At 34.5% G+C, this 24,941-nt stretch carries 16 protein-coding genes; 10 read left to right on the top strand and 6 right to left on the bottom strand.

Translation table 11 applies throughout. From position 1 onward, the window contains the following. Positions 1–236, bottom strand: a 236-nt coding sequence (locus A8B35_RS23575) for a hypothetical protein (protein ID WP_222844134.1), incomplete at its 3' end; no start/stop codon positions are given. Between the two features lie 169 nt (positions 237–405). On the opposite strand from A8B35_RS23575, the gene A8B35_RS10025 reads away from it, so the two are divergent. Both A8B35_RS10025 and A8B35_RS10020 read left to right on the top strand, forming a co-directional pair. Beyond that, positions 406–2,790, top strand: a complete 2,385-nt coding sequence (locus A8B35_RS10025; RefSeq protein WP_083634406.1) for a glycoside hydrolase family 3 N-terminal domain-containing protein — start codon at positions 406–408, stop codon at positions 2,788–2,790. A 389-nt stretch (positions 2,791–3,179) separates the two neighbouring features. After that, a complete protein-coding gene (locus A8B35_RS10020; protein WP_075602885.1) occupies positions 3,180–4,844 on the top strand; it encodes a glycoside hydrolase family protein in 1,665 nt (554 codons plus the stop codon). Positions 4,845–4,954: 110 nt separating this feature from the next. On the opposite strand, the gene A8B35_RS10015 is transcribed toward A8B35_RS10020, so the two are convergent. Next, the gene (locus tag A8B35_RS10015) at positions 4,955–7,438 is read right to left on the bottom strand and encodes a LamG domain-containing protein (RefSeq protein ID WP_171973186.1); all 2,484 of its coding nucleotides are present in this window, start codon (positions 7,436–7,438) and stop codon (positions 4,955–4,957) included. 291 nt (positions 7,439–7,729) lie between these two features. Between A8B35_RS10015 and A8B35_RS10010 the strand changes: the two genes are divergently transcribed. The 5 genes from A8B35_RS10010 to A8B35_RS09990 all read left to right on the top strand — a co-directional run bounded on the left by A8B35_RS10010 (position 7,730) and on the right by A8B35_RS09990 (position 14,838). Further along, positions 7,730–10,633, top strand: coding sequence for an Ig-like domain-containing protein (locus tag A8B35_RS10010; protein WP_075602883.1), 2,904 nt, complete (start codon positions 7,730–7,732; stop codon positions 10,631–10,633). 387 nt (positions 10,634–11,020) lie between these two features. Next, complete coding sequence (locus A8B35_RS10005) at positions 11,021–11,365, top strand: MerR family transcriptional regulator (protein ID WP_075602882.1); 345 nt, start codon at positions 11,021–11,023, stop codon at positions 11,363–11,365. Between the two features lie 112 nt (positions 11,366–11,477). Then, positions 11,478–12,572 (top strand): Nif3-like dinuclear metal center hexameric protein, encoded by a 1,095-nt coding sequence (locus tag A8B35_RS10000; protein ID WP_075602881.1) that lies wholly within the window; start codon positions 11,478–11,480, stop codon positions 12,570–12,572. A 3-nt stretch (positions 12,573–12,575) separates the two neighbouring features. Continuing rightward, positions 12,576–13,340 carry a zinc ribbon domain-containing protein gene (locus A8B35_RS09995; RefSeq protein WP_075602880.1) on the top strand — a complete coding sequence of 255 codons (765 nt, stop codon included), beginning with the start codon at positions 12,576–12,578 and terminating at the stop codon, positions 13,338–13,340. Positions 13,341–13,404: 64 nt separating this feature from the next. Next, complete coding sequence (locus A8B35_RS09990; protein WP_083634405.1) at positions 13,405–14,838, top strand: tetratricopeptide repeat protein; 1,434 nt, start codon at positions 13,405–13,407, stop codon at positions 14,836–14,838. Positions 14,839–14,851: 13 nt separating this feature from the next. On the opposite strand, the gene A8B35_RS09985 is transcribed toward A8B35_RS09990, so the two are convergent. From A8B35_RS09985 to A8B35_RS09975, 3 genes are read right to left on the bottom strand one after another with little or no spacing between them, the layout of a single operon-like run. Next, complete coding sequence (locus tag A8B35_RS09985) at positions 14,852–15,685, bottom strand: TPM domain-containing protein (RefSeq protein ID WP_245820782.1); 834 nt, start codon at positions 15,683–15,685, stop codon at positions 14,852–14,854. Positions 15,686–15,696: 11 nt separating this feature from the next. Further along, positions 15,697–16,131 (bottom strand): TPM domain-containing protein, encoded by a 435-nt coding sequence (locus tag A8B35_RS09980; protein WP_075602878.1) that lies wholly within the window; start codon positions 16,129–16,131, stop codon positions 15,697–15,699. Position 16,132: 1 nt separating this feature from the next. Further along, the gene (locus A8B35_RS09975; RefSeq protein WP_075602877.1) at positions 16,133–16,711 is read right to left on the bottom strand and encodes a LemA family protein; all 579 of its coding nucleotides are present in this window, start codon (positions 16,709–16,711) and stop codon (positions 16,133–16,135) included. Positions 16,712–17,060: 349 nt separating this feature from the next. On the opposite strand from A8B35_RS09975, the gene A8B35_RS09970 reads away from it, so the two are divergent. Further along, a complete protein-coding gene (locus A8B35_RS09970; RefSeq protein ID WP_075602876.1) occupies positions 17,061–18,530 on the top strand; it encodes an FN3 associated domain-containing protein in 1,470 nt (489 codons plus the stop codon). Positions 18,531–18,654: 124 nt separating this feature from the next. On the opposite strand, the gene A8B35_RS09965 is transcribed toward A8B35_RS09970, so the two are convergent. Beyond that, positions 18,655–20,835, bottom strand: coding sequence for a DUF748 domain-containing protein (locus A8B35_RS09965; protein ID WP_075602875.1), 2,181 nt, complete (start codon positions 20,833–20,835; stop codon positions 18,655–18,657). Positions 20,836–21,415: 580 nt separating this feature from the next. Between A8B35_RS09965 and A8B35_RS09960 the strand changes: the two genes are divergently transcribed. Continuing rightward, positions 21,416–23,998: a TonB-dependent receptor gene (locus tag A8B35_RS09960; protein WP_075602874.1), complete on the top strand. Its 2,583-nt coding sequence runs from the start codon at positions 21,416–21,418 to the stop codon at positions 23,996–23,998. Between the two features lie 11 nt (positions 23,999–24,009). Beyond that, entirely contained in the window at positions 24,010–24,939 is a 930-nt protein-coding gene (locus tag A8B35_RS09955; RefSeq protein WP_075602873.1) for a hypothetical protein, read from the top strand. Positions 24,940–24,941: the final 2 nt, after the last annotated feature.

Below are 24,941 nucleotides of genomic sequence, written 5' to 3'. Positions count from 1 at the left end.
TTAATACCCATTTGCCTTAGTTTAATATCAGCAATTGTATTCGTGTCATTTATTTGCTCAAAGTATTTTATGCTCTTGTTGTAAAGTATTAATGCTTTTTCTGGGTTTTTATATTGTGTTAACTTTCCTTCTTTATAAAAGCTAACAGCATCAATCTTATTGGCCAAAACAAGGTTTGTTATGAAATTGAGCAGAACTACTACTGAAAGTTTAAATGTGAGATGTGTAATATGCATTATTTTATAAACTGCTGTTTTATAGTGTTTAGTATTTGTGATGTTAAAGGTTTGCTAATATAATAATTCAAAAATTAAAAGGCTTGCTATGTTTAAACTAACATAAAATATTTGAGTTTTCGTAACTCATCTTGCATCTTTATCAAAAATGAAATCTAAATTAATAATGATGAGCTTACAAAAATTAGCAATGAGTTTTATTGTTGTGCTTACAACGCTTTTGGTGGCATGCCAGAATAATAAAGTAGAAGAAATTAAACATCCGTTTGCCACTGCAGAAACTGATAAAATAGTTGATGCGCTTATGGATGAAATGACATTAGAAGAGAAATTAGTACAAATAGAAGGTATCAGACCTACCAAAGTTATGGAGGATGGTAAATTCTCAATAGAAAAAGCCAGAGAAGTAATCCCAGATGGAATTGGTCACTTTTGTCAGTTTTCATCATCGTTGACCATGAGTCCAAACGAATTGCGCGATTTTGTTAGAGAGGTGCAAAACTATTTATTAACGGAAACCCGAACTCAAATACCTGCGATATTTCACGAGGAAGCCATTACGGGTTTTGCCACTTTAGGAGCCACTACTTTTCCTCAGCAAATTGGAATGGGCTGTACTTGGAATCCGGAATTAATAGAAAAGAATGCCAATACAACTCGTTTAAATATGCGTGCTGCAGGAGCAACTTTTGCCTTGTCGCCAATGCTCGATATTAGCAGAACAGCACACTGGGAACGTATTGAAGAGAGTTATGGTGAGGATGCTTATTTAACTTCTCGTTTAGGCGTTGCCTTTGTAAATGGCCTTCAAGGCGATGATTTAAAAACGGGGGTAGCTGCCACAACAAAGCATTTTGCAGGATATGGAACTCAGAATAATAATCCGAAAGAATTATACGAAGAGTATATAATGCCTCACGAAGCGGCTATTAAGGTAGCGGGTTCAAAAAGTGTGATGCCATCTTATGGAAAATATAAAGGCGAAGCGGTTTCTATAAGTAAAGAGATGTTGGGTACCATGCTGCGCGATGAATTGAAATTTGATGGTGTTGTGGTAAGTGATTATGGCGCTGTTCGTCTTGTTTATCGCGGTCATAAGCAGGCGGAGTCGCTGATGGATGCTGCAGTAAAGTCTATTGAAGCAGGTATCGATATTGAATTGTCAAACCCTGATGCATTTCCATTTTTGGTTGAGGCAGTGGAAAAAGGTATCATTTCAATGGATGTGATTAACGCTGCCGTAAAGAGATCTCTTACCATGAAGGCGAGATTAGGTTTGCTTGATGAGAATCCGCAAATAGGATTTGATGGGGACCTAGATTTTGATCCTCCTGCTAACAGAAAATTAGCTTATGAGTCGGCTTGTCAATCAATTGTATTATTAAAGAATAACGGAATTCTTCCTTTGAAAAAAGGTATCGATAATATTGCTTTAGTGGGGCCTAATGCTGCTACTGTGCAGGGTTTATTGGGCGATTATACTTATCAATCGATGACTTCGTTTTGGTGGAGTAAGCCTTTCGATCCCAATAATCCTAAATTGGTAAGCCTTAAAGAAGGTTTAGAAAATAGCTTAGGTGCCAAAGTAAAAATAGCCCATGAGCGTGGTTGTGATTGGAGTGCCGAATTGGAATCAAAAGTGATGACCGATGGTTTAGGAGATGATAGATTGAGTAGGGTAAAAATGCTTGCCATTAAAGGATTGCCGCAGCCAGACTTGAAAAATGCCATTAACATTGCCAATCAAAGCGATGTGATTGTGGCTGCCATGGGCGAAAATATTTACCTGTGTGGTGAGGGGCGTCAGCGCAAAGGAATTAGTCTGGCAGGAGATCAGGAGTTGTTTGTTGAAAAAATGATTGCCACAGGAAAGCCTGTTGTATTGGTTATTTTTGGTGGAAGACAGCAGTTGGTGAATAAGTTTGAGGGTAAATGTGCCGCTATTTTGCAAGCTTGGTTCCCTGGCGAAGAAGGTGGAAATGCTGTGGCAGATATTCTTACTGGTAAGGTAAATCCTTCGGCTAAACTTTGCGTTACTTATCCTAGTACCGGAAAAAAACAAGAGATCAACTATAAAAATGGCTATGCCTCAGATAATCAACCTCAATATCCTTTTGGTTACGGATTGTCTTATACTAGTTATGCTTACGCAGGAATTACTGCTCCAACACAAGTTGGCATAAATGACGCACGTTTTTCTATTACATGTAGTGTGAAAAATACGGGAAAGATTGATGGAACCGAGATTGTACAATTGTACGTTTCGCCAAAAGAGGCCAATTCAACTATGAAGCCAATTCAATTAAAGGGTTTCCAAAGGGTGGAGCTAAAAGCAGGAGAGCAAAAACAGATTACATTTAATGTTTCTCCAGAGCAATTGGTTCAGTATAAAAATGGAACATGGGAAGTTGAAGCAGGAAACTACGAGTTTAAAATTGGTAGTTCGTGTACCGATATTCACTTGAGCGCCGATATTCTAATAAAGGGTACCAATAAGGTATTACCAAATGGCCGTTCTGTTTTCTTCTCTACCAATCAATGTTGTTCTAACTAGCTTGTAAGAAGGAATCTAGGAGGTTAATGAATAGTTTGTATTCGGAAAGTATTTTTAGTAGGCTTGTACTTAAGCGCCATGTTAGGTTGGCCTCTTTACAAAAAGCTTTTGTTTTATTTGAAGCTTTAGTAAGACTGGCTAGCTGAGAGCTTTGCTCTTAGATCCGCCAGCCGCACTTAAGCATCAAATAAATAAGAAAGTTTTTTGTAAAGCAGCCTTGAATTTCTTTGCTTCTGTTTCTTGCTTCAAGGCAAGAAATGAAGTTGGGTTTGGGCAAAGAGCCCAATATTTAATTCAAATATACCTGTTATATTTTCTGAAAGTTATATTTGAACTGATATGTACTGCAATTATATTTAAGTAATTAAAAATACTATAACTCTATAATCATGAGAAACTATCTAATATCCATTTGTGTTTTGATACTTTCAGGTTTTAGCCTGAGTGCCCAAGATGTAGAACGACCTTTGCCCCAAGGTTGGGATAAACTCGTTACTGGAGGACGTTTTATCGATCGCTTTAAAGCGATGCCATCTACCTGCAAGCCAAGTAGCGAAACCTGGGGTGCCGATGCTGTTAAGCCTCGCAATATATGTAATGGTTTAGAAGATGATGCATGGTCGTATTGGGGCGGCAATATTGTTAAAGGCAACGATGGAAAATTTCATTTATTCGTTTGTCGCTGGCGCGAGGATTCCCCTAAGGGGCACATGCAATGGCCATCTTCGCAGGTTGTGCATGCTGTTTGTGACAATACCATTGGGCCTTTTCAGGTTGTGGATTCAATAGGCAAAGGGCATAACCCCGAAATTCAACAGCTCAGCGATGGACGCTATTTTATTTATGTTAATGATTTTGCTGGCGATGCTTATTATTTATCCAACTCATTATACGGCCCTTGGGAAAAATATGCCTTTGAATACGATCAGCGGGGGCGACCTATATTTGATCACATGGCAAACCTTACTTTTGCCAAGCGCGAAGATGGTTCCTTTTTAATGGTTTGTCGAGGAGGAGGTATTTGGATTAGCGAAACCGGTTTGCCTCCATATTATCAGGTAAGCGAAAAAAGTGCTTATCCTCCTTTTGAAGGAAAATACGAAGATCCGGTTGTTTGGCGCACCAATATTCAATACCACATGATTGTGAACGATTGGTTAGGACGAATAGCTTATTATCTGCGCTCTAAGGATGGTATCCATTGGAAACTTGATGAGGGAGAAGCCTATGCGCCCGGTATTGCTTTCCATGAAAATGGTAGAAAAGAAGATTGGTATAAATTTGAGCGGATTAAAATGTTTCAAGATGAATATGGAAGAGCCACGCAGGCCAACTTTGCGGTTTGCGATACCATTAAAAAGCAAGATAAGGGGAGTGATAATCATAGCTCAAAGAACATCAGCATCCCTTTAACTGTGGGTCGTTTAATTAGCATTTTAGATACTGATACGATTAACGATGATACCAAAACTATTGATGTTTTAGTAAAGGCTGAGGACGGTTTTAATCCGCATAAAGATATCAACCTGAAGTCGCTTCGTTTTGGAGCTTCTGAAGAAGTAGATTATGGAAGAGGAGCCAAAGTTAAAGCCACACGCAAGCAAGGTGATGACCTAGTTGTAACCTTTGAAGCCAAGGGTAATGGACTTACTGAAGCTAACTTTGCAACCAAGTTATTGGGAAAAACCAGGCGAGGTGATTTATTGTTTGGCTTTGCTCGTTTGCCTTGGTTAAATTATAATCAAGCTGCCCTTTCGGCCTCTTATCCTACATTTTCACTAAACTCTAAAAAATTGAAAGTAGATATTGAGCTTCAGAATTTCGGACAAGTAAAGTCTGAGAATTCTAAGTTATTGATAGAGGTATTTAAGGATGGTAAATGGATTAAGTTAGGCGAATCAGTTATTGCTTCAATAGCACCCTATCAAAAAACTACCATCACTCTGCACAAAAGTAAATTTGCCAATAGGGGCGAGGTGGCAAATACCAGAGTTACCATATTCCAAAATAATCAGCCACCCGTAATTTTAGAGGGCAAAGTGGTTATTCGTTAAAATTTCACATTAGTCATTGTTTTTCAACTGATGGTATAGTTGTTCAGCCTTACAGCATAATCGTATCAATTGAGTGTTTATTTTTATTACAAAGTAAGGCTGATCTTTTATTAAATATCATCTAGCTGTTTAGTAGGGATTTCTCTAAAATCATCAAACGAATATTTATACTGTTCGTTATAGGCTTTAAAGTAGGTTTTTGAGAAGCGATTAAAATATGACTTTGCCAAAGTAAGTCGGTTTGTTTTGCACAGTATTTGTATTAAATGATAACATGCTTTGGGATGAAGATCATCGATAGATAGGATATGTCTGCAAATTTGTTCTTGGAGTTTAATCTGTTTTTGCTTGCCAGCTTGAATAAGAAAAATACTAAGATTCTCTATTACTTCATCATTGTATTGAGTTTTAAAGTCCGTTAGCCAATTCCAGTCTGTAAAAGGTAAAAACATACCACGCTTTACAATACTATAGTATTTGTTAGCTTGGTTGGTTTCAATTTTATTAGCACACTCTTTAGCCTCAATGTAATCGCAATAGCATGGTTTTTCTATTTTTAGATGTAGTGTTTTCTTTTCATATTCAATGGATAAACCTTCTATGTTTTCAATACACTTTCGTAGTTTGGCAATGGCTACATTTCTATTATTCCGAGCCTTAGCAGTAGGTAGGTCATCCCAAAAGTGGTTAGATAGTTCTTGAGTTTCAAGGCCTTTCTTATCAGAAAAACATGCACATAGTAACAAAGTAAAAATTTCTTTAGCCAATGGAGGCATATGTAGACTGACATCATTCCTTTGCCTATCCAATAAAGAAAATTGCCCAAATACTAAAATAGCATTTTTTAATTCTACATTTTGTTTATTTGGTAAAGGGATTGAAACCTGTTTTCGTTTTAGATAGTAAAACACTGCTAATGCGATAAATATTGAACTAAATAATAGAATTAGGTTTGTTCTATTTGTTTTAGATTGAAGGGTTTTATCAAGTTTCTTTATTTCTTTTGCGTTTAATGCTCGGTTCCAAATATTTAAATCATCCAATAGAAAGGGATAAGTCGTATTTATATTAATGGCTCTTCCTATAAAAAGGGTATCTTGTCCAATAAACGATAGTTTATTGGGTTCTGTTTTACTTAGGTTTCCATTAATATAGATACTTTGTTGTTTTAGTGTTTTATCATAAACAAAGGTGCAATGGTTCCATATATATGGTTTAATTTCAAAATCAGACCATATATCATTGTCATAAAAGCCAAAGTATGGTTTATTATCTCTAATGGTAATGTGCAAACCTTTACGACGTTCGCGTGTGTTATTACCAATTATATTACAATTGCGTGGGATAGAGGAGTATGTTTTAATCCAAAAAGAGATGGTAAAACTATTATTGGCAATTTCATAATCTGATACATTTCCGATAGGTAATTCAGAGTTTGGAATAACAGACAGAACAGAGCCACGACCTCTGTCCTTAATAATTCTTGTTACCTCATGATTTGATGATGGTTTGCACACTTTATTGTCATTGAAGCTAATATTTAGCTTTAATGCTTCATTAATGGGTAAGGCTTGTGCCTTGAAATAGAATTGCTTGTTAATATCTTCAATAGAAATATCGTACGAGTTAGGGTGAAATTCATATCCAGCCTTGTAAGGTTTGAGTTGGTTCATTTGCCTAATCGGAAAATTGAATAAGCCATTAGTTTGCATGAAATTATTATGTTCCCATAAAATATTATTGATAGGTACGTCTGCATAATTGGTAATAACCCCATTAATGCTAGTTGTTTTTTGTAGTGCCCTTATTGTGTTTTTATAAGTGGGGTAATGCTTTTTAGTATTCATTACAATAAAAACAGGTTGTATACCTGTTGAGTACCAATTGTTGAATATTGCATTTAACCAGACTTGTTTCTGTTTAAAACGTGCTCTTTCTGTATTTTTAATGTGAGTTTCTTGTTTAAGGTGTTCTAAATCAAATAATATTGAACCCTGAGGTATGTCAAAGCTTGAGATGGTTTTGTTGCAGGGATTAATTATTGATTGTTTTTGAATGAAGTTATTTAACAAGTGAATTGTATTGTTCTTATTGGTATGATTGTGCATTGAGAACCAAATTAATTTCTCGTTTTTAAATATGTTATCTAGCGTATAATTCTTTTGTTTATAGGTATAGTTGAGTTCTTTAGCTAAAGATGATGACACCTTATTTATTAGAGAATTAGTATTATAATCAGCGTTATATATTATGGTAAACTGCTTGCCTTCTTCTTCTAGGAATTTATTAATCTGGTTTAATAAATCGGCTAACCTATAGTTAATGTTGTTATCTAATTTAACATGCAACTCTCCACTAATAGTATCAGTTACTATGTGTGTAATTATTCCCAACTTATAAATGCCCTTCATACTATGAATCCATTCATCAAACCAAGTTTCATTATAAGTGCACGTTTCTGTATTAAGTATCAACCATGAGTTTACTTTGGGGCTTGTTAAAACATTGAAATTTTGTGCATGGCTTAAATAGGAGCTACCCCAAAATAATAAAACTATTAAGCAAGAGCAGAGGCTTATTTTGGTCTTAATCATAAAATATGAATTGTTTTTCAATAATAAATATAAAATAAAACTAAGTTTTTTATGGTTGGATATTATATTTTCTAATAATAATATTAGTGTGCAAATGCTTTTAATTAAGGGGAGTTTAATCCAATTGGTAAGCATTTTACTAAGTGTATGCTATTTGAATTTAGGCCATAGTTAAGTGTTTTACTAATGGTTTAGATTTATATTGATTAGTATCTATTCTATTTAAGTATATGGGTAATTGTAATCTAGTAACGATGTTTCAGTAACCCTAAAATTTACAAACTATTTATTATGAAAAAACAACTATTTAAATGCTTATTTGCAATTGGCTTATGCTTTGTATTATTGGGGAATCTTTATGCATCAAATTCTGGTTTATGGGAACAGAAAGGTCGTATAGCTCTTAGTTCAGATGGTAACAAACATGATAATGATGATCATAATGCATGTATGTTAACATTAATGATATTAGCTAAGGCTGGCTTGCAACCCAACACGGTTTTGTATACCTATGCTGATCATATATGGGGTAGCGAAAGTAATGATCTTGAGGTTATGAGAGAGCATGCTGAAGGTGCAGGCCAACGTTTTGGATTTACAGAGTGTAATTTTATTGCTGCAGTTGAACGACCAGAAGATGCATACAATGCTATGCGCGATGCCATGGTTATTTCAACTGAAGATAACCCTTTGTTTATAATAGCAGCTGGTCCAATGCATGTTATTGGCGAAGGAATTAATAGAGCCAATGCAATTGCTCCTGATGCCTTAGAATGGGTAACTATTATTTCGCACTCTACATGGAATGAAAAGCATAGTCAGAGTAAAAGTCACGAGGAGACCACAAATCATGATGGTTGGGATTGGGCAATGCTAAAAAGTAATTTCCCAAAGGTGAATTACGTAGATATTTCTGACCAGAATGGTACTGGAGAAGGGTCTGATGCTTATAAGAGTAAAGATAAATTCTCAGCGCCTACAAAACAACATTGGGATTGGATGCAAACGCATCAAGATCCAAATATTAATTGGATATATTCGAAGGCGAAAGGTGGTGATTTTTCCGATGCAGGAATGGCTTATTATTTTTGCGCGAATTTAAATGGAGTACGTGGTGATGAATTCGGTAACCCCACTAAACTAAAAAACTGGATTGGGACTGATGTAATTGCAACACTAATAGACCCAGAAAAAGTGGCTTTTGTAACTATTAGTCCATATTCATACCATATTACAAATCTTGAAGGGACAGTTCAATTAGAAACGGAGATAAGTCCAGCTACTGCTTTAAATAAAAATGTAACATGGGCATCTAGTGCAAGTGATATAGCTTCGGTAGATGAAACAGGACTTGTTACAGGTCATAAACTTGGTATGACAACTATTACTGCTACTTCAGTTGAAGGTGGTAAAATTGGTACTGCAAGTATTCAAGTAGGAATAGCAGATGCTGGAGAAACAACAGTAGGTAACGATTTTATTTCCTTTGAAGCAGAGTCTACTAAATCAGACCTTGGAAAGTGGAAATTACGTAAACCTGGATGGGCTGAATATATTGAAGGAACATCAGGAGTGAAGCCTTTGTATAATACCTACCTAGAGTATACTGGTGGTGATGAAAATGGAAATGCTTCAGGTCAGGATGTACTCGTGTATCGTTTTACACCTAAAACAAGTGGCATATATTTTTTAACAGGACGTATGGCTCAAAACCAAAATGGAGCAGCATGGGACAAGTGTAATGATATTTATGTGAAAATGGCTGGTGATTTTGAAGAGGCGGGTGGTGCTACCAAAGCAGAATTATCAAATTGGTGTAAGCTTTATGGTCGAGGACTTGAAGATTGGGGTTGCTTTGTGAAAGGTGAACCAACTCATAACAATAAGGCTATCATGAAATATTCATTTAAAGCAGGCGAAGAGTATATATTCTCTGTGAGTGGAAGAGCCCAACGTACCTGCGTTGATTATTATTTATTCTATAAGCAAGGCTCTGACGTGAAAATTGCTGAGAAGCTTGATTTGGCCACTAATTCACCAGAATATATGCGACCAGGAGCTGCACCATGCGAAGATTGTGGAACGGGAGATAAACCTCAATGTAAAATAATTAACGCTCAGGAGTTTACTACCTTAAGTGTGGCAGGTTACGATGTTGCTGCAAAGCAATCTGTACCAGGTACCCCTTCTGACGGTGTGAATAAAGGTGAGCCTGTAATTGGTTGTGGAGGGAGTAATGGACTAAATCAATCTATAGCTGCCGAGATAACTTATACCGGAGATGAGGGTGACGTTACTTTTACGCTAAAAACGGTTGGCGAGCCTGATGGAGAGTCTACTTATACTGTTTGGATCAATGATGTTAAAGTAGGAGAGCAGCAGAATAGTAAAATATTTGGAACTTCTACGCCAGCATATACCTATCAAGAATTGGTAATGAATACTGAAACAGTAGCTCTTAAAACAGGTGATATAATAAGGGTAACTTCAAATCAAGTGTCTAACGGTTTAGTGCCCGAAGGTGATGGTTTTGCTACCGCTCGTGGGCGTTGGAGAAGTATCTCAATTTGTGGTGTAGAAGATGATGTCACAGATCCTATTGTTGAAGAACCTGTTTTAGATGCTCATAATATGCCTGTTGCAATTGCTTTAGCAACAACTTCCATTCAACTAAAAATTAATTACACATCTACAATTCTTTGCGATTTTGCAGCAGCTATTAAAACAGTTGATCCTGCTGGAGATCAGCATGTATCATTTGCTCGTGTAAATGGAAATACTGCTGGTACAGGAAGTTTTGATGTTAATTTAAATATAGAAGCAGGTGCACTTCTAGAAGAAACAGAGTATAAGTTAGAGATGTGGTTTATGCCTCCAGCTGGAACTTGGAGAAATGCATTCCCTAAAAGGATTGTGACATTTTTTGCGAAAGATGTGATTCCTCTTGCACTTGATAATAATGGAAGTATAACGCAGGTTTATCCAAACCCTTTCAGTAATAGGTTTGTAATTGAATCGTCAGAGGTTATTGAAAGAGTATCTGTTAATAATATTGCAGGATCCGTATTGTTAACAGAGCAAATAGTTAATTCAAAGGCTACTATTAATACAAGTAGTTTACCGCAAGGCATATTTATACTTGAAGTATACGATGTTAACGGAGGTCGCTATACTCAGAAGATTATTAAAAGATAAGAGTCTTTTATATAAATTGGATTATATCATGTTAAGGAGGATGCTATTATAAACGAGCATCCTCTTTTTTAATGGACTAAATAGAAGTATTAATGCTTTAACTAGCTAGGGGTTATATTTGAAATAGCTTCAGTTAGCCGTAGGTTGTTTTAATAAGTTTAAATTATGATACGATACCAATAGTAACAGAACCATTGACGTTTTAATAAAGAATAATATTTTACTAATCTTGAGTGGTTTTAGCTTGACCTAGAGCCCTTCCCAACTGACCTGAAATCATTCTTATCTGCCATGCTGCTATTTATTTATGCCTTTGAATGAAATACAATCGATCAATGATGATAAATATAAGAAATTGGATATTATATTTGTAAAAAAGCACGCGTTATGCCATATAAAGAACCTACAATAGAAAAATTATATTACACCATTGGCGAGGTGGCCGAAATGTTTGAAGTAAAAACTTCTTTAATCCGCTTTTGGGAAAAGAGTTTCGATATCATAAAGCCTCATAAAAACAAAAAGGGCAATCGCCTTTTTACACCTGCCGATGTTCAAAATTTTCATTTAATCTTTCACTTGGTTAAGGAAAAGGGCATGACTTTGAAAGGGGCACAAAAGAAGATGGAAGACAATCGCGAAGACACCATCAATAATTTCGAAGTAGTTTCTAAGCTTAAAGATATTAAAGCAATGCTACTAGAGGTAAGAGAAGATTTAGAAGATAGATAATAAAGAAGTCCAAATCTAATGAGGACTTAAAGTTATTAGTCAAGGATGGAGTTGTTTAGCTTAAGATAGCTTCACTACAGACTTATAACTATACACAAACAAACTACTAAATATGCAAGTTAAAGATATAATAAAGGAGTTGGAGCTATTTGCCCCTCCTTCATTTCAGGAGAGTTATGATAATGCGGGTTTAATTGTTGGCAATAGCAACGATGCTGTATCTGCTGCATTAATCAGTTTAGATATTACAGAGGAAGTAGTTCAGGAAGCGATTGATAGAAAGTGTGATTTAATAATCTCGCATCATCCCATTATAATGGGAGGGATAAAACGCTTAAATGGCAATAACTATGTGGAGCGATCGGTAATAAAAGCCATTAAAAATAATATTGCCATTTATGCCTGTCATACCAATGCTGATAGTGTTAAAACAGGCGTTAATGGTATGATTAGCAAAAAAATTGGTCTGCAAAATTGTAAAATACTCGATCCTAAAAAGAATAGTCTGCTTAAACTGGTAACTTATGCACCAAAGGCTAATGCCGATGCTGTGCGCGATGCTATTTTTAGTGCAGGAGCAGGTAATATTGGTAATTACGACTCATGTAGCTTTAATACAGAAGGAACAGGTACATTTAAGGCTAATGCTGATGCCAATCCTCATGTTGGTAATCTTGGCGAACTTCACCAAGAAGAGGAGATAAGAATAGAAACAGTAGTTCCAGCTTATTTAAAGAACAAGGTTGTAAGTGCGCTTTTAAAATCGCATCCATACGAAGAGGTTGCTTTCGATTTATTTCCCTTAGAAAATGTATGGAATGAGGTAGGCTCAGGTATGATTGGTGAATTACCAGAAGACGAATCGGAATTAGATTTCTTAAAAAGAATAAAAAAAATATTTAATGTAGGATGCATAAAATATACCTCATTACTTAATAAACCAGTAAAAAAAGTAGCACTTTGCGGTGGAGCGGGAAGCTTCCTTGTCAATAAAGCCAAGGCTTTGGGTGCTGATGTGTTTATTAGTGGCGACTTTAAATATCATCAATATTTTGATGCTGAAAATCAGCTAGTAATAGCGGATATTGGACATTTTGAGAGCGAACAGTTTACTAAAGAACTTTTTTATGAGTTACTTACAAAAAAAATCCCTAATTTTGCGGTCTGTTTATCGAACGTAAATACAAATCCAATAAAATATTTGTAGCTAATGGCAAAAACAAATAAAAACGCTGAAATGTCAGTAGAGGAAAAGTTAAAGGCATTATATGACTTACAGAAAGTGGCCACTGAGATGGATAAAATCAGAACACTTAGAGGTGAGTTACCACTTGAAGTTCAGGATTTGGAAGACGAACTCGAAGGATTAGAGACTCGTATTTCAAACTTTGATGCAGACATTAAAAGCTTAAATGACTCAATTTCTGCTAAAAAGAATGAAATTAAGGAATCAGGCGTATTAATTAAAAAATACGAAGCGCAACAATCTAATGTGCGTAACAACCGTGAGTTTGATTCTTTATCTAAAGAAATTGAGTTTCAAACTCTTGAAATTGAGTTATCAGAGAAGCGTATTAAAGAGTTTACTGGTGAGTTAAACAATAAAAAGGATGCTTTAGATGCTTCAAAACAACTTTTTGAAGATCGTAAAGAAGATTTAGCTGCTAAAAAGAAAGAGCTTACAGAAATTGTTGGCGAAACTCAAGTTGATGAGGAGAAGATGGTTGATAAAATCGCTCAAATCGAATCAACAATTGATGAGCGTTTACTAATCGCTTTTAAGCGTATCAGATCAAATGCAATCAATGGTTTAGCGGTGGTTACTGTTCAGCGTGATGCATGTGGTGGTTGTTTTAACAAAATTCCACCTCAACGTCAGTTAGACATTAAATCTCGTAAAAAAGTAATTGTTTGTGAGTACTGTGGTAGAATCTTAGTGGATGATGATATCGAGGGTCCAAACACAATGGAATAGTTCTAATTTGAATTATATATTAAAGCTGCTTTCTTTTTGAAAGCAGCTTTTTTATTTTTAGAGCATGGTAAAGAAAATAGCATTTGTTTATTTGATGTTTATTGCATTGAGCTGTAATTATGCCCTGGCGGAGGGTAAGATAATGCATTTCAACGTGGGTCTAAACCAAATCATAAACCTACAATTTGATTCTGCAAGATATACCATCAGTAAAATTGATAATAATGCCGAACGGCTCTATTTAAAACATTATTCTGTATTTTTTGCCATTTTAGTAAATAAGGATGCGGTTGCAAATGGCAATTATTCTAAAATGGTATCTCAAACTTTGAAAGGCTTGCAAGAGGCGGATGACCATCCTAATAAAATGGCATTTATATCAGAGGTGTATCTTCAAAAAAGTTTAATTCAATATCAGAATAACAATTTATTTTCCGCTCTATCGTCATTCTCTAATGCCTATTCGTATTATAAGAAAAGCAAGTCGGGGCATCCTGGTTTACGAGCTAATAAAAAACTAAATGCACTTTATAATTTGCTGTTTAGTAATCTGCCAAAAATGCACTCTAATGTAGCCTCGTGGTTCGGAATGTCAGGTAATCAAGAATTGGGGTTCAAGTTACTTAATGAATATTTGCAGGATGTTAAAGCAGAAGATGGTTTACACAGCGAGGCTTTACTTTTTAATGTATATTCCTTATTAAAATTTAATGTAGAGGATGATCAGATTACTCAATTTTTTGAAGAACATGGAAAAACTCTAACATCTCCATTCTTACAGGCCATTACTTTACAATGTGCCTTTAAAATTAGGCAACCTGATTTGTTTAATGCTTATGTCTCAAATTCCGATTCTCAGTTTTGGATGTTACGCTATTTAAATGCTAAAAACAAATTGTTGCATAATGATGCTAGAGGGATAAAAGAGATGACAGACTATTTGGCCTCTAACACTTTCAAGGATTATAAAGCAGATGGATATAATTTGCTAAGTTGGTATTATGCTATTAATTCTGATACAGCAGCTTATTGGCATTGCCAAAAGGCTTTATTGCAATTGGAGGATTACCCCACATCTGAGGATAAAAAGGCCAAGTACGAGGCGGAATTACATCAATATCCTAATGAATGTATTTTGCTTGGAAGGATGTTATTTGATGCCGGTTACTTTAAGCAGGCTATTGCAAACTTCGACTCAGGGAAGTTGAGTGTTGAGAAAAGTGACTTATTAGAGTTTTATTATAGATATGCACGGGCATTAGAATATTTAGGTAGAACGAATGAAGCATTAATCTATTACGAAAAAGCAATTGGCTTATCAGCGAATGATAAACGCTATTTTGGACCTTATGCTGCGTTTTACTCGGCCCAAATTTATGATAGAAAGAATGATAGAAAGAATGCTCTTCAATATTATAAGTTGGGTAATGATCTAAATAATGGAGAATACAAAAATGCCATATCTACAAAAATAGATATGGCACTGAGTAAATTATAACTTATCTTGGTTTTTACCAGCTTCCGCCAGCTCCACCTCCGCCAAAACTTCCACCACCAAAGCCGCCAAAACCGCCGCTTCCTGATGAGAAATTGCCAAAGCTACCTCCATGACTTCGAGAAGAACCACCCATCATGCTCATCATAAGCCAAAATGGTAGACTACTTCCTCGGCCACCCATATTGTTTTTATCGTGTTTTGATCCTCTACTGATAAATGAAACCAATACAAAAATCACCACAATCCCGATAATGCCAGAAAAAGGACTACTCTCATGCTTTGCAGTATATTCATCAGCAGTATATTCGCCGCGTGTTATATCAGCAATTACTTGTACCCCTGATGCGATACCTCCAAAATAATCGTTTTGTTTAAAACGAGGGATCATATCATTTTCAACAATTTGCTTGGCAATCGCATCAGGTACCACTCCTTCAAGGCCATAACCTGTAGCAATAAAAGCTTCTCCGTTTGAAGTTCTGGTTTTTGGCTTCACCATAACTACAATACCATTGTTTTTACCAGCTTGACCAACTCCCCATTTATCTCCTAGTTTAAAGGTGAAATCAGCTTTGTCGGTTCCGCCCAAATCAGGGGTAGTAACCACAACAACTTGCGTTGATGTTTCTTTGGCAAATTGTACCAAGTAATTTTCTAATTGCGATACCTGTTGTTGGTTTAAAATACCTGCCAAGTCGTTCACTAATCGTGGAGGATTAGGCTTACTTGGTATATCCTGTGCCATTACAGAAATGCTTAATAGAAGCATAAAAGCTATCACACCTAGTTTAGAAAATACATTACTGGCCCTAAAAACCATAGGAGTACTATTTTTACTATTCTTCATAAGTTCAATAATTATTTTCCAAACGAAATCTCATCTGAAAGTTCGTTTACATCATCAGATTGGTATGGAAAGTGTACTTTTAGTTGTTCACCGCTTAATTTAATACCCTCTGATAGTCCCTTGGCAAATTCACCTTGCTTAAAATAGTTAAGCATAGTTTCTTTATCTTTCTCCCAAAAATTAGCATCTACCTTTTGGTTTATTCCTGCATCACCTAATATTGCGAATTTATGATCCTCATAAGCTAAATAAAACAATACACCATTACGAAGTTCAGTTTTGTGCATTTGTAGTTTTTCAAACCAATAGGCGGCCCTATCCATAACATCTTCTTCACATTTGCTATCTATATGCACTCGTATTTCGCCCGATGTATTTAATTCAGCCTCTTTAATAGCATCAACTATTAGCTTTCGTTCGTCCTTGTTAAAAAAGTCTTTTGCCATCTTAAAATTCTACTTTTGGTGCTTGATTACTACCTTCATCTGCCTTAAAGTACGGTTTCTTTTCAAAGTCAAACCAGCTTGCATAAATGGCACGAGGGAATTTCTTAATATAAGTATTGTAAGCACGCGTAGCCTCATTAAAATTACGACGCTCAACAGCAATTCTATTCTCAGTACCTTCTAATTGAGCTTGTAAATCTCTAAAATTCTCGTTTGCCTTTAGGTCAGGATATTTTTCAACCACAACCATTAAACGTGATAGGGCGCTACTTAAGCCTTGTTGTGCTTGTTGAAATTGTGCAATTTTATCTTCGGTTAAACCATCAGCGTTTACGTTAATCCCTGTTGCTTTTGATCGAGCCTCAACAACGCCTTGCAAGGTTTCTTTTTCGTGGGCTGCATATCCTTTTACTACATTTACTAAATTAGGAATTAGATCCGCTCTTCTTTGATATACATTCTCTACCTGTGACCATTTGGCATCAACATTTTCACCTAACTCTACCATTGAGTTGTATCCGCACGATGTAAGAAATGGAACCATTAATAATGCCCAAATCATCTTCTTTAAATTCTTCATAGTTACTATACTTATTTTTTAGTTGATCCTATTTATCCAAAGTAATGGATAAAATATCTAATATTCAATTTATAGTCTTGATGTATCAAATATCAGTCCATTGACAATTTGTCAGATACGATATTTAGTTAAGATTCGTGAATTGTTTTGTACTAACATAACAAAATGCACTATCTCCATTCTTACAATATGTTTTTTGATTTTTTTTGAGATGATTTCAATATTAACTATTTGTATAATAGCAATATATTTTTAATTTTATAATTAACATAAATGTTACCATGTGATAAAGTTGTGTTGCAGAACTCATATTATATTTACCACCATAATTTAACTTTATAACAAAAAGATGAAACAACTTTTACTTTTTACTACAGTATTTTTTATCTGTACATTCAATTATGCCCAAAATTTAGTGCCTAATGGTAATTTTGAATCGTGGGAAGACGTAAATACACCTTCAGATTTTTCAACTATTGAAAATGTCGAACAAGAGAGTGTTATTGTGCACTCGGGTAATTTCAGTGCGAAACATACCGGTGGAACAAAAAAAATAGCTGTAAATGTTCCAATAGAAGCAGGAAAAACATATAGAATATCAATGTGGTATTATGTTGATACAGAAAAAGGCGATGGTAGTGACGCACGTATTTGGTCATATTGGAAATCTGGTTCTAATAATGTTGATGATAATGGTGATGAATTAAGAGGTCCTAATAATGGTTTTTTTGAGTCTAAAGCTGAGTGGTCGCAGTATGAAGTTGAATTAACAGCTCCAGCTACTGTTGATGGTTTGTATTTTGAATTGAGGACCTATTCTGGGGCAGTGGTTTATTATGATAATTTAGAGGTCGAAGAAACAGTAAGTAGTGCAGCCATAGCACCTGAGTTCTCTCACTTAGATGAATATTTTTCTGAATCATTTGATCTAGAGCTTTCGTCAAAAACAGAAGGAGCAAGTATCTATTATACGATTGATGGATCTGAGCCAGATGAAACTTCTATAGAATATGCTTCACCTATATTTATTGATGAAAGTACAACTGTAAAGGCTATTGCTGTTGCAAGTGGTTATGACAATAGTAATGTAGTATCTCAAGAATTCACTAAATTCATTGCGGAGGATGGGTCTTTTACTAGGATATCATCAATTGATGATTTGAAAGAAGGGAAATATTTGCTTGGTTACAATGGTAATTTCATGCTTAATGAAGCAGCGAGCGCATATATATACCGATTTATTGAAACTAATGATGCAGATGCCACCACAATTGAAGGGCCAAACCAAGGTGTAGTTTGGTCTTTAATTAAGGAAGGTGAAAATTGGCTTATTTATAATGAAACAGAGATGAAATATGTTTCTTATACAGGGGATAGTAATGCAGCTTATTTAGTAGATGCTGCTACTAGTTCTGAAGAGTGGGTTATTACTGAAGAAGACGGTGTGTTTATTGTTAAGAATGCAGACGTTGATAGATATTTACGTTATAACCCTAGTAGCCCAAGATTTGCTTGTTATTTGTCCGGACAACAGGCTCTTCAATTATTTAAGCTTGATGGATCTACTAATGTTGAATCACCTTCTGATTATGGAGTTTCAGTTTATCCAAATCCATTTAGTGCCCAATTAACAGTTTCAAGTAATGAAACCATTGCAAATGTTGAATTAATGAATACTGTAGGTCAAATTATAAATAAAGTTATTGTATCAGGCGATAAAGTTGTTATAAATACTAACTCACTAAACATTGGAGTTTATCTTTTGAAAGTGAATTATAGCAATGGGACTTCTAAAGTACAGAAGCTTGTGAAACGATAATTGTTACAGAAATTTAAACTCACTCTAGTTTTACTATAATGGCCTTCTCAACCACCTTTGGTTCAGGAGGCTTTTTTTATAGTATTAAAACTTACGAAACGTGATTATAATTATCAAAGCTTAACTAAAAATTATCTTCAAACTCTATATGAATTCCACTGCCTGCCGTAATTTCTTTTAATTGATATATAGGCGAGGATAATTCGTTAGAATGTGTTGTTGTTTTTATTTCAAAATGACTTGGATTTAAATTAAGTTTAGAAGTAAGTTGTTTAACAAGTTCTACATTTCTATCTTCTATTAATCTTTGATAAAGCTTTTCTGTTTCATTTGCGCCAATTATATTTATACATTTTGAATAAATGCTTTCATTCTGGTTCAAACTTGTTTGTGCATTAATGTACTTTATAAGTGCGGGTTTATTATCAGATAATAACTTTAGTTTGACTTTTAATAAATTGTCGTTGGTTTTTTTTGAGCGTTGCTTAGATTTAAGATATTGTATTTTTACTTGTTGAAATGCCAATTCTTCTTTATCTAATTGCGGATTAGTTATAGGATAAAATTGGAGTTTTTTTAATTCGCCTGATTTTATTTTATCAGCTGCCTTTGATAAAATTACTTCTTGTTTAAATGGGATTTTTGATTTGCCAAAATTGAGCCTTATTGCCTCAGCATCCTTAGTTAGTTCGTTAATAGATTTACCAACGTGTTTAATTTTAGTTTTTCCCGCGCCTTTAAGGTATTGGATAAATGCCGTTCTTATTTCCTCTGTTAAAATAAAATTTTCATTGTTACGATCTCCAACAATAGGGATATCTATCGTAACGGTATTCCTCTTATCTTTTAGAATATTAAAGGCTGTTTGCACAGGTACTTTATATGCCGTTTTACTTTTTTGTTTGTCTCCGAATACTATGTTTGAGAAAGTAAGTTTATTGTTATTTGTGATATGATTATTGCTAAGTTTTAGTTTAAACTGATAATCTAACGAGCCATTTAATATTGGCCTGCTTAAGTAGTGACTCGAAAATTTAGAATAGTTAACCAATGGCAAATCAGTTAGATTCGCATTTACTTGCCATTCTTTTATATCGCCAGTGCTTAAACTTGCAGTTCCGTGTAATTTACCTCCGCTCTTAATAAGTCCTTCGTAAGTAGCACTAATGTCATTGGTTTCGTTACTAATATTTGAGATGGAGGCAGTAATGTTCTGAATTTCTGTACTTATTTCAGGGTTCAATCTTTTGTCATTAAATAAAAGGTTTCCATTCACAACACTGATTTTACGAATCATATAATTCATAGTTGATTTTTCAACAACGCTATCAGAGTGTTTTTTTTGCAGGAATTTACTCCAATTATTAGATGTAGCATCAATAATAAGTTTGGTATTGGGTTCACGTATTTCTATCGTTCTGAGGTAGAGGCTTGACTTTGTAGGTTTGTAATAATATATGTCTGCTTCTATATCTTTGATATTAGCTATTTCAGTTTTACTACCATCAAAAACCGATAAGTCGTTTATTGTTGTAACACCTGATATTTTAATGTCGTTTATGTCAGATAGGCTTCCTTCTATGTTATAGTTGAAATTTAATAAGCCATTTAGCTTAGTTATATTAAAGTATTCTGATATATAATCTTCAAAGCCATTTAAATCAAATTCATTTACTTTACAGTTTATCTGATATCGTTTATTCTTATCATCAAGCTGGGCTCGAAGATATAGGCTTCCATTATCACCTAATTTCAGATTCAAACCTGCTTCTGATTCAGTGTTATTCCATGCCAATTTTGGTAACTGGAAATTTATAGCATTAAGAGAAATCTGTTTTCCAGTATTTTTGTCAGAAAAAACAATATTAGATTCTTTGAGCTCTATATTATAAATTGAATACTTCAATTCTTGTGTATTGCTCTTGTTACTTTTATTCCTCAAAGGTTCAAATGCATCATCAAAATTGAAACGAGAATCGTATTGGCTAATCTTTACATTTAAACCACTGATGGTAAATTTAGATATTGAGTATTCATTATCTATTAACTTAATCGGAGAAAAATCTAGAAAAATCTGATCGATGCTTGCAAGCGTATTAATATTATTGGTTTCAAATATTTTTACATCATTGGCTTTTATAGCAAATGTTAGAGGATTAAAGTGCAAAGATCCAATATCAATTCTATTACCTATTAGTTCAATCGAATTTTTGGTGATATATTTTTTTATTAATACAGAGCAGCTTGTAATGGTTATGATACTTAAAACACAGATTAGTAGTAATATTTTATATTTTAATTTCATGTGTTCTGGTTTGAAAGCGTAATAATATACAAAGGCGTTACTTAAGTATAAGAATTTATGTATTGCAAATATATGGTTTGACTGATAATTAGACGTAATAAAGGTTCTACTTTTTACCACCTATAGTCGTTAAATCAGGGCTATCAATATTCTTATATTTTGAATGCATAACTCCAATTTTAATATTTATTAATAATATTAACGTTACAAACTATTGTAAAGATTCGTGCTGAAGTAAAAAAGATAACATTTTTTTAAGGTTAGTTATCCAAGTTTAGATAGGTAAAAACACCAATAGTTGTTAAATACGTAATTCTAGTCTGATTTTTTTTTACACAAAAGTGTATGCTATTCTTCGGTTAAAGTCTAAGGTGAATATTTAATCATGACAATTAACCTTAAAAAATGGGGGGTAATTCTTATTAATACCATAAATAAAGTCAAGTATTGGTGTTAATATTTACATAACTAATCCATAATGTTAGTTTTAGATGGGTGCTTGCTTTTTTCTATTCCTTCGTCCCGTTAAAAGTTAGTGAATTTTTATAAATTTGCGGAATAAACATAATTATTGAAAAAAATGGATTTTAAAGGACAAAAAATTTTATGGGTGCTCTTAATGGTATTTATGCCGTTAAGCTTATTTGCACAGAATAAAATTAGTGGGGTTTTGGTGGATGCATCAAATAATGAACCATTAATAGGTGTAGCTATTTATCTTGAGAAAGATAAAGGTGTTGGCACAATCACAGATTTTGATGGTGTTTTTGAGTTACCACTGAGTGATGGTAAATATAACCTTGTATTTAACTATTTAGGTTTTATTGATCAAAAAAGAACAGTTAATGTTACTGGTGATGTTGACTTAGGTCAGATAAAAATGGAGTCATCATCAGTTGGTTTATCAGAAGTATCAGTAGTGGCATCATTTGCAACTGACAGAAAAACACCAGTGGCTATTTCTAATATACCAGCTGCCGTTATTCAAGAGAAATTAGGTAATCAAGAGTTTCCAGAGGTGCTAAAATCTACACCTTCTGTTTATGCCACTAAAGGAGCCGGAGGTTTCGGTGATTCTAGAGTAAATATTAGAGGCTTTAATACTAGTAATATTGGTGTACTTATTAACGGTGTTCCTGTTAACGACATGGAAAATGGTAAAGTATACTTCTCAAACTGGGCAGGTCTTAACGATGTAACATCTGTAATGCAGGTACAGCGTGGTTTAGGGGCGTCTAAATTGGCCATCTCATCTGTAGGGGGAACAATGAATATTTTGACCAAAAGTGCTGATGCACAAGAAGGCGGTTCTTTTTATGCAGGTATGGGTAATGATGGTTATATGAAAACCAACTTTAATGTTTCCACCGGTCTAATGGAAAATGGTTGGGCCTTAACTTTAATGGGAGGTGCTGTTAAAGGTGATGGTTACATTAACGGAACAAGTTTTGAGGGGTATAACTACTTCGCTAATATTACAAAGGTAATTAATGAAAACCATCGTTTATCTTTTCAGATTTTTGGTGCGCCACAAACACACGATCAAAGAGGTAATATGCATTTAATTTCTACTTTCGAGAATAAGAATGAAAATCTACCTTTTTCTAATACTGCAGGAGCTAAATTTAACTCAGAGGCAGGTATTCGTAATGGAGAAGAGTATGGTGGTGGATATGGTTATAACTTCTATCATAAACCTCAAGCCTCTTTAAACCATTTTTGGACTATTAATGGCACTACAACTTTAAGTACATCGGTCTATGCTTCTGTTTCTCAAGGAGGAGGGCGTAGATTGCGTGGTGATAAATCATCTGAGGTAGATTATAATAGAACAGATCATAAGTTTAACAGTATGGAATGGCGAACTGGTGATGGATATATTGATTTTGATAAAATGATTGAGCATAATAAGGAAATAAATGGTCAATCAGATTTCATCATTGGTAACTCAATAAATTCTCATGAGTGGTATGGTTTATTATCTACACTAAATACAGTAGTGGATAATGTAAACTTAACTTTCGGTTTAGATTCTCGTTACTACAGAGGTGAGCATTACGAACAAGTAGATGATTTATTAGGAGGACAATATTATCTTGATGATAATAGTGTTAATAGACCTACTAATACAGCTTTAAAAGAAGGTGATATTTATAGCTTTCATAATGATATGCAGGTAGTGCGTAATGGTATATTCGGTCAAGCTGAGTTTGTGATGGATCAATGGTCAGCCTTTGTTTCTGCAGCTTCGTCGTATCAAAATATCCGTAGAATCGATTATATCCAATATGAACCAGGAAATCAAGTTTCTGATTGGGCTAATTTTGTAGATTGGAGTGCTAAAGCTGGAGCTAATTATAATATCAACGATCACCATAACGTATTCATAAATGGTGGTTACTTTATTCGCTCACCATTTGTAAGTTTTGTTTTCGATGGATATACAAATGATATTCTTGATGAAACTCAATATGAAAAGGTAATGACCTTTGAGGGAGGATATGGATTTCAAACACGAACTGTGAATGTAAAATTAGGTTATTATAGAACAGCGTGGAAGGATCAAGGTTTAAGACGTAGTATTGGTGATCAATCATTTAGTTTGTTAGGTTTGAACTCTTTACACCAAGGTGTTGAATTTGAAGGTACATATAAACCTTCTAAAAACTTTACAATAAGAGCAATGGCATCTATTGGTGATTGGAAATATACTGATGATGTTCGTTTCCAACAATTTGATGATGAAAACAACCTTATAGGAGAGTTTAATGCTTTTGTAAAAGATGTTAGTGTTGGTAACTCAGCACAAACAACAGCAGCTTTAGGAGTTGATTATCGTTTTTTGAATGGATTTAATATAGGAGTTGATGGTAATTACTTTGGGAGAAATTTTGCAGATTTTGATCCTTCAACAAGAACGGGTGAAGATTCGAAAGGAGTAGATGCATGGCAGATTCCAGATGCCTATTTAATAGATATGAATGCGGGGTATAACTTCAATATTGCAAGTTTAAGAGCTCGTATTTCAGGTAGAGTAAACAACCTATTTGATACAGTATATATTACTGATGCACAAGATGGTCAAAACCACGATTGGCAATCATCTCCTGTTTATTACGGATTTGGGAGAACTTATTCTTTAGGTTTAAAAGTTAATTTCTAAAAAAAGAACTAATGAAATTTCAATATTTATTATTAATGTTAATGGTATTTGCAGTTGCATGTGAACCATTGGAAGATATTCAAAATGAACTTGACAATTCATATACAGGGCCTGTTAACGAAGCTTTAGAGTATGATTTAGTTTATGCAGATTATAAGAATATTAGTGAGCGAGTTGTAGCTGATGCAACTACTGAGGAAGAAGCTCAAATGGGGGCGAAAATTCAAGAGGATACTCTACTGTTTGCAGACGTTACAGAGTACTATATTGCACGTGTAATAGAGGATAAAGTTCAATATGGCGGATACGCTGTAGGGTCTATGATGAAAGTAAATTATAGATTAGCCGATAATACTGGCGCTTTTTTAGAAGATACTTATTCTTACTACCTGAAAAACACATTAAATTCGTGGGCATTTAGGCCTGATGCAGGCTACGAATATGATTTTGAAGATGGTACCGACTATGAAGTAGTTGACCAAAATGGTTGGGGAATCTACAACGTTGGAGGTAGTACTGATAGAGAATGGGCTTACCGATCATATGGAGGTAATAGATATGCACAAATCAGCGCTTATGGAGGTGAGGGTTCAGGCTACGAAGCATGGATGGTGTCTCCAGAGTTAGATTTAGATAACATTTATACTGCCAAGAATATCAAATTTGAATCAGCACAAGCATACGATAATGGAGCAACTTTGAAAGTTTATGTATTAGATAATCATGATCCAAAGGAAGCTAAAGTAATGGTTGAATTAGAAGATGTAATTATAGCCAGTTCTAGTGATAATAATTATACCATGATTCCTTCTGGAGATATTGATATTTCAGAGTTCTCAGGAAAAGTATTTATAGGTTTCCTTTATACAGCTGAAGGAGATACTCAAACAACAACTTATCAAGTTGATAACTTTGTATTCGATTACGAAATAGAAAAGTAAAA

The sequence above is a fragment of the Saccharicrinis aurantiacus genome, assembly GCF_001660705.2.
Classification (GTDB): Bacteria; Bacteroidota; Bacteroidia; order Bacteroidales; family Marinilabiliaceae; genus Saccharicrinis; species Saccharicrinis aurantiacus.
Note: the sequence above shows the minus strand (reverse complement) of the source record. Positions and strands in the feature narration are given on the sequence as shown.

What these genes read in the sequence shown, in the direction of transcription:
- A8B35_RS10025 (WP_083634406.1), top strand. Translation starts at nt 406, where the DNA reads ATGAGCTTACAAAAATTAGCAATGAGTTTTATTGTTGTGCTTACAACG.
- A8B35_RS10020 (WP_075602885.1), top strand. Translation starts at nt 3,180, where the DNA reads ATGAGAAACTATCTAATATCCATTTGTGTTTTGATACTTTCAGGTTTT.
- A8B35_RS10015 (WP_171973186.1), bottom strand. Translation starts at nt 7,438, where the DNA reads ATGATTAAGACCAAAATAAGCCTCTGCTCTTGCTTAATAGTTTTATTA.
- A8B35_RS10010 (WP_075602883.1), top strand. Translation starts at nt 7,730, where the DNA reads ATGAAAAAACAACTATTTAAATGCTTATTTGCAATTGGCTTATGCTTT.
- A8B35_RS10005 (WP_075602882.1), top strand. Translation starts at nt 11,021, where the DNA reads ATGCCATATAAAGAACCTACAATAGAAAAATTATATTACACCATTGGC.
- A8B35_RS10000 (WP_075602881.1), top strand. Translation starts at nt 11,478, where the DNA reads ATGCAAGTTAAAGATATAATAAAGGAGTTGGAGCTATTTGCCCCTCCT.
- A8B35_RS09995 (WP_075602880.1), top strand. Translation starts at nt 12,576, where the DNA reads ATGGCAAAAACAAATAAAAACGCTGAAATGTCAGTAGAGGAAAAGTTA.
- A8B35_RS09990 (WP_083634405.1), top strand. Translation starts at nt 13,405, where the DNA reads ATGGTAAAGAAAATAGCATTTGTTTATTTGATGTTTATTGCATTGAGC.
- A8B35_RS09985 (WP_245820782.1), bottom strand. Translation starts at nt 15,685, where the DNA reads ATGAAGAATAGTAAAAATAGTACTCCTATGGTTTTTAGGGCCAGTAAT.
- A8B35_RS09980 (WP_075602878.1), bottom strand. Translation starts at nt 16,131, where the DNA reads ATGGCAAAAGACTTTTTTAACAAGGACGAACGAAAGCTAATAGTTGAT.
- A8B35_RS09975 (WP_075602877.1), bottom strand. Translation starts at nt 16,711, where the DNA reads ATGAAGAATTTAAAGAAGATGATTTGGGCATTATTAATGGTTCCATTT.
- A8B35_RS09970 (WP_075602876.1), top strand. Translation starts at nt 17,061, where the DNA reads ATGAAACAACTTTTACTTTTTACTACAGTATTTTTTATCTGTACATTC.
- A8B35_RS09965 (WP_075602875.1), bottom strand. Translation starts at nt 20,835, where the DNA reads ATGAAATTAAAATATAAAATATTACTACTAATCTGTGTTTTAAGTATC.
- A8B35_RS09960 (WP_075602874.1), top strand. Translation starts at nt 21,416, where the DNA reads ATGGATTTTAAAGGACAAAAAATTTTATGGGTGCTCTTAATGGTATTT.
- A8B35_RS09955 (WP_075602873.1), top strand. Translation starts at nt 24,010, where the DNA reads ATGAAATTTCAATATTTATTATTAATGTTAATGGTATTTGCAGTTGCA.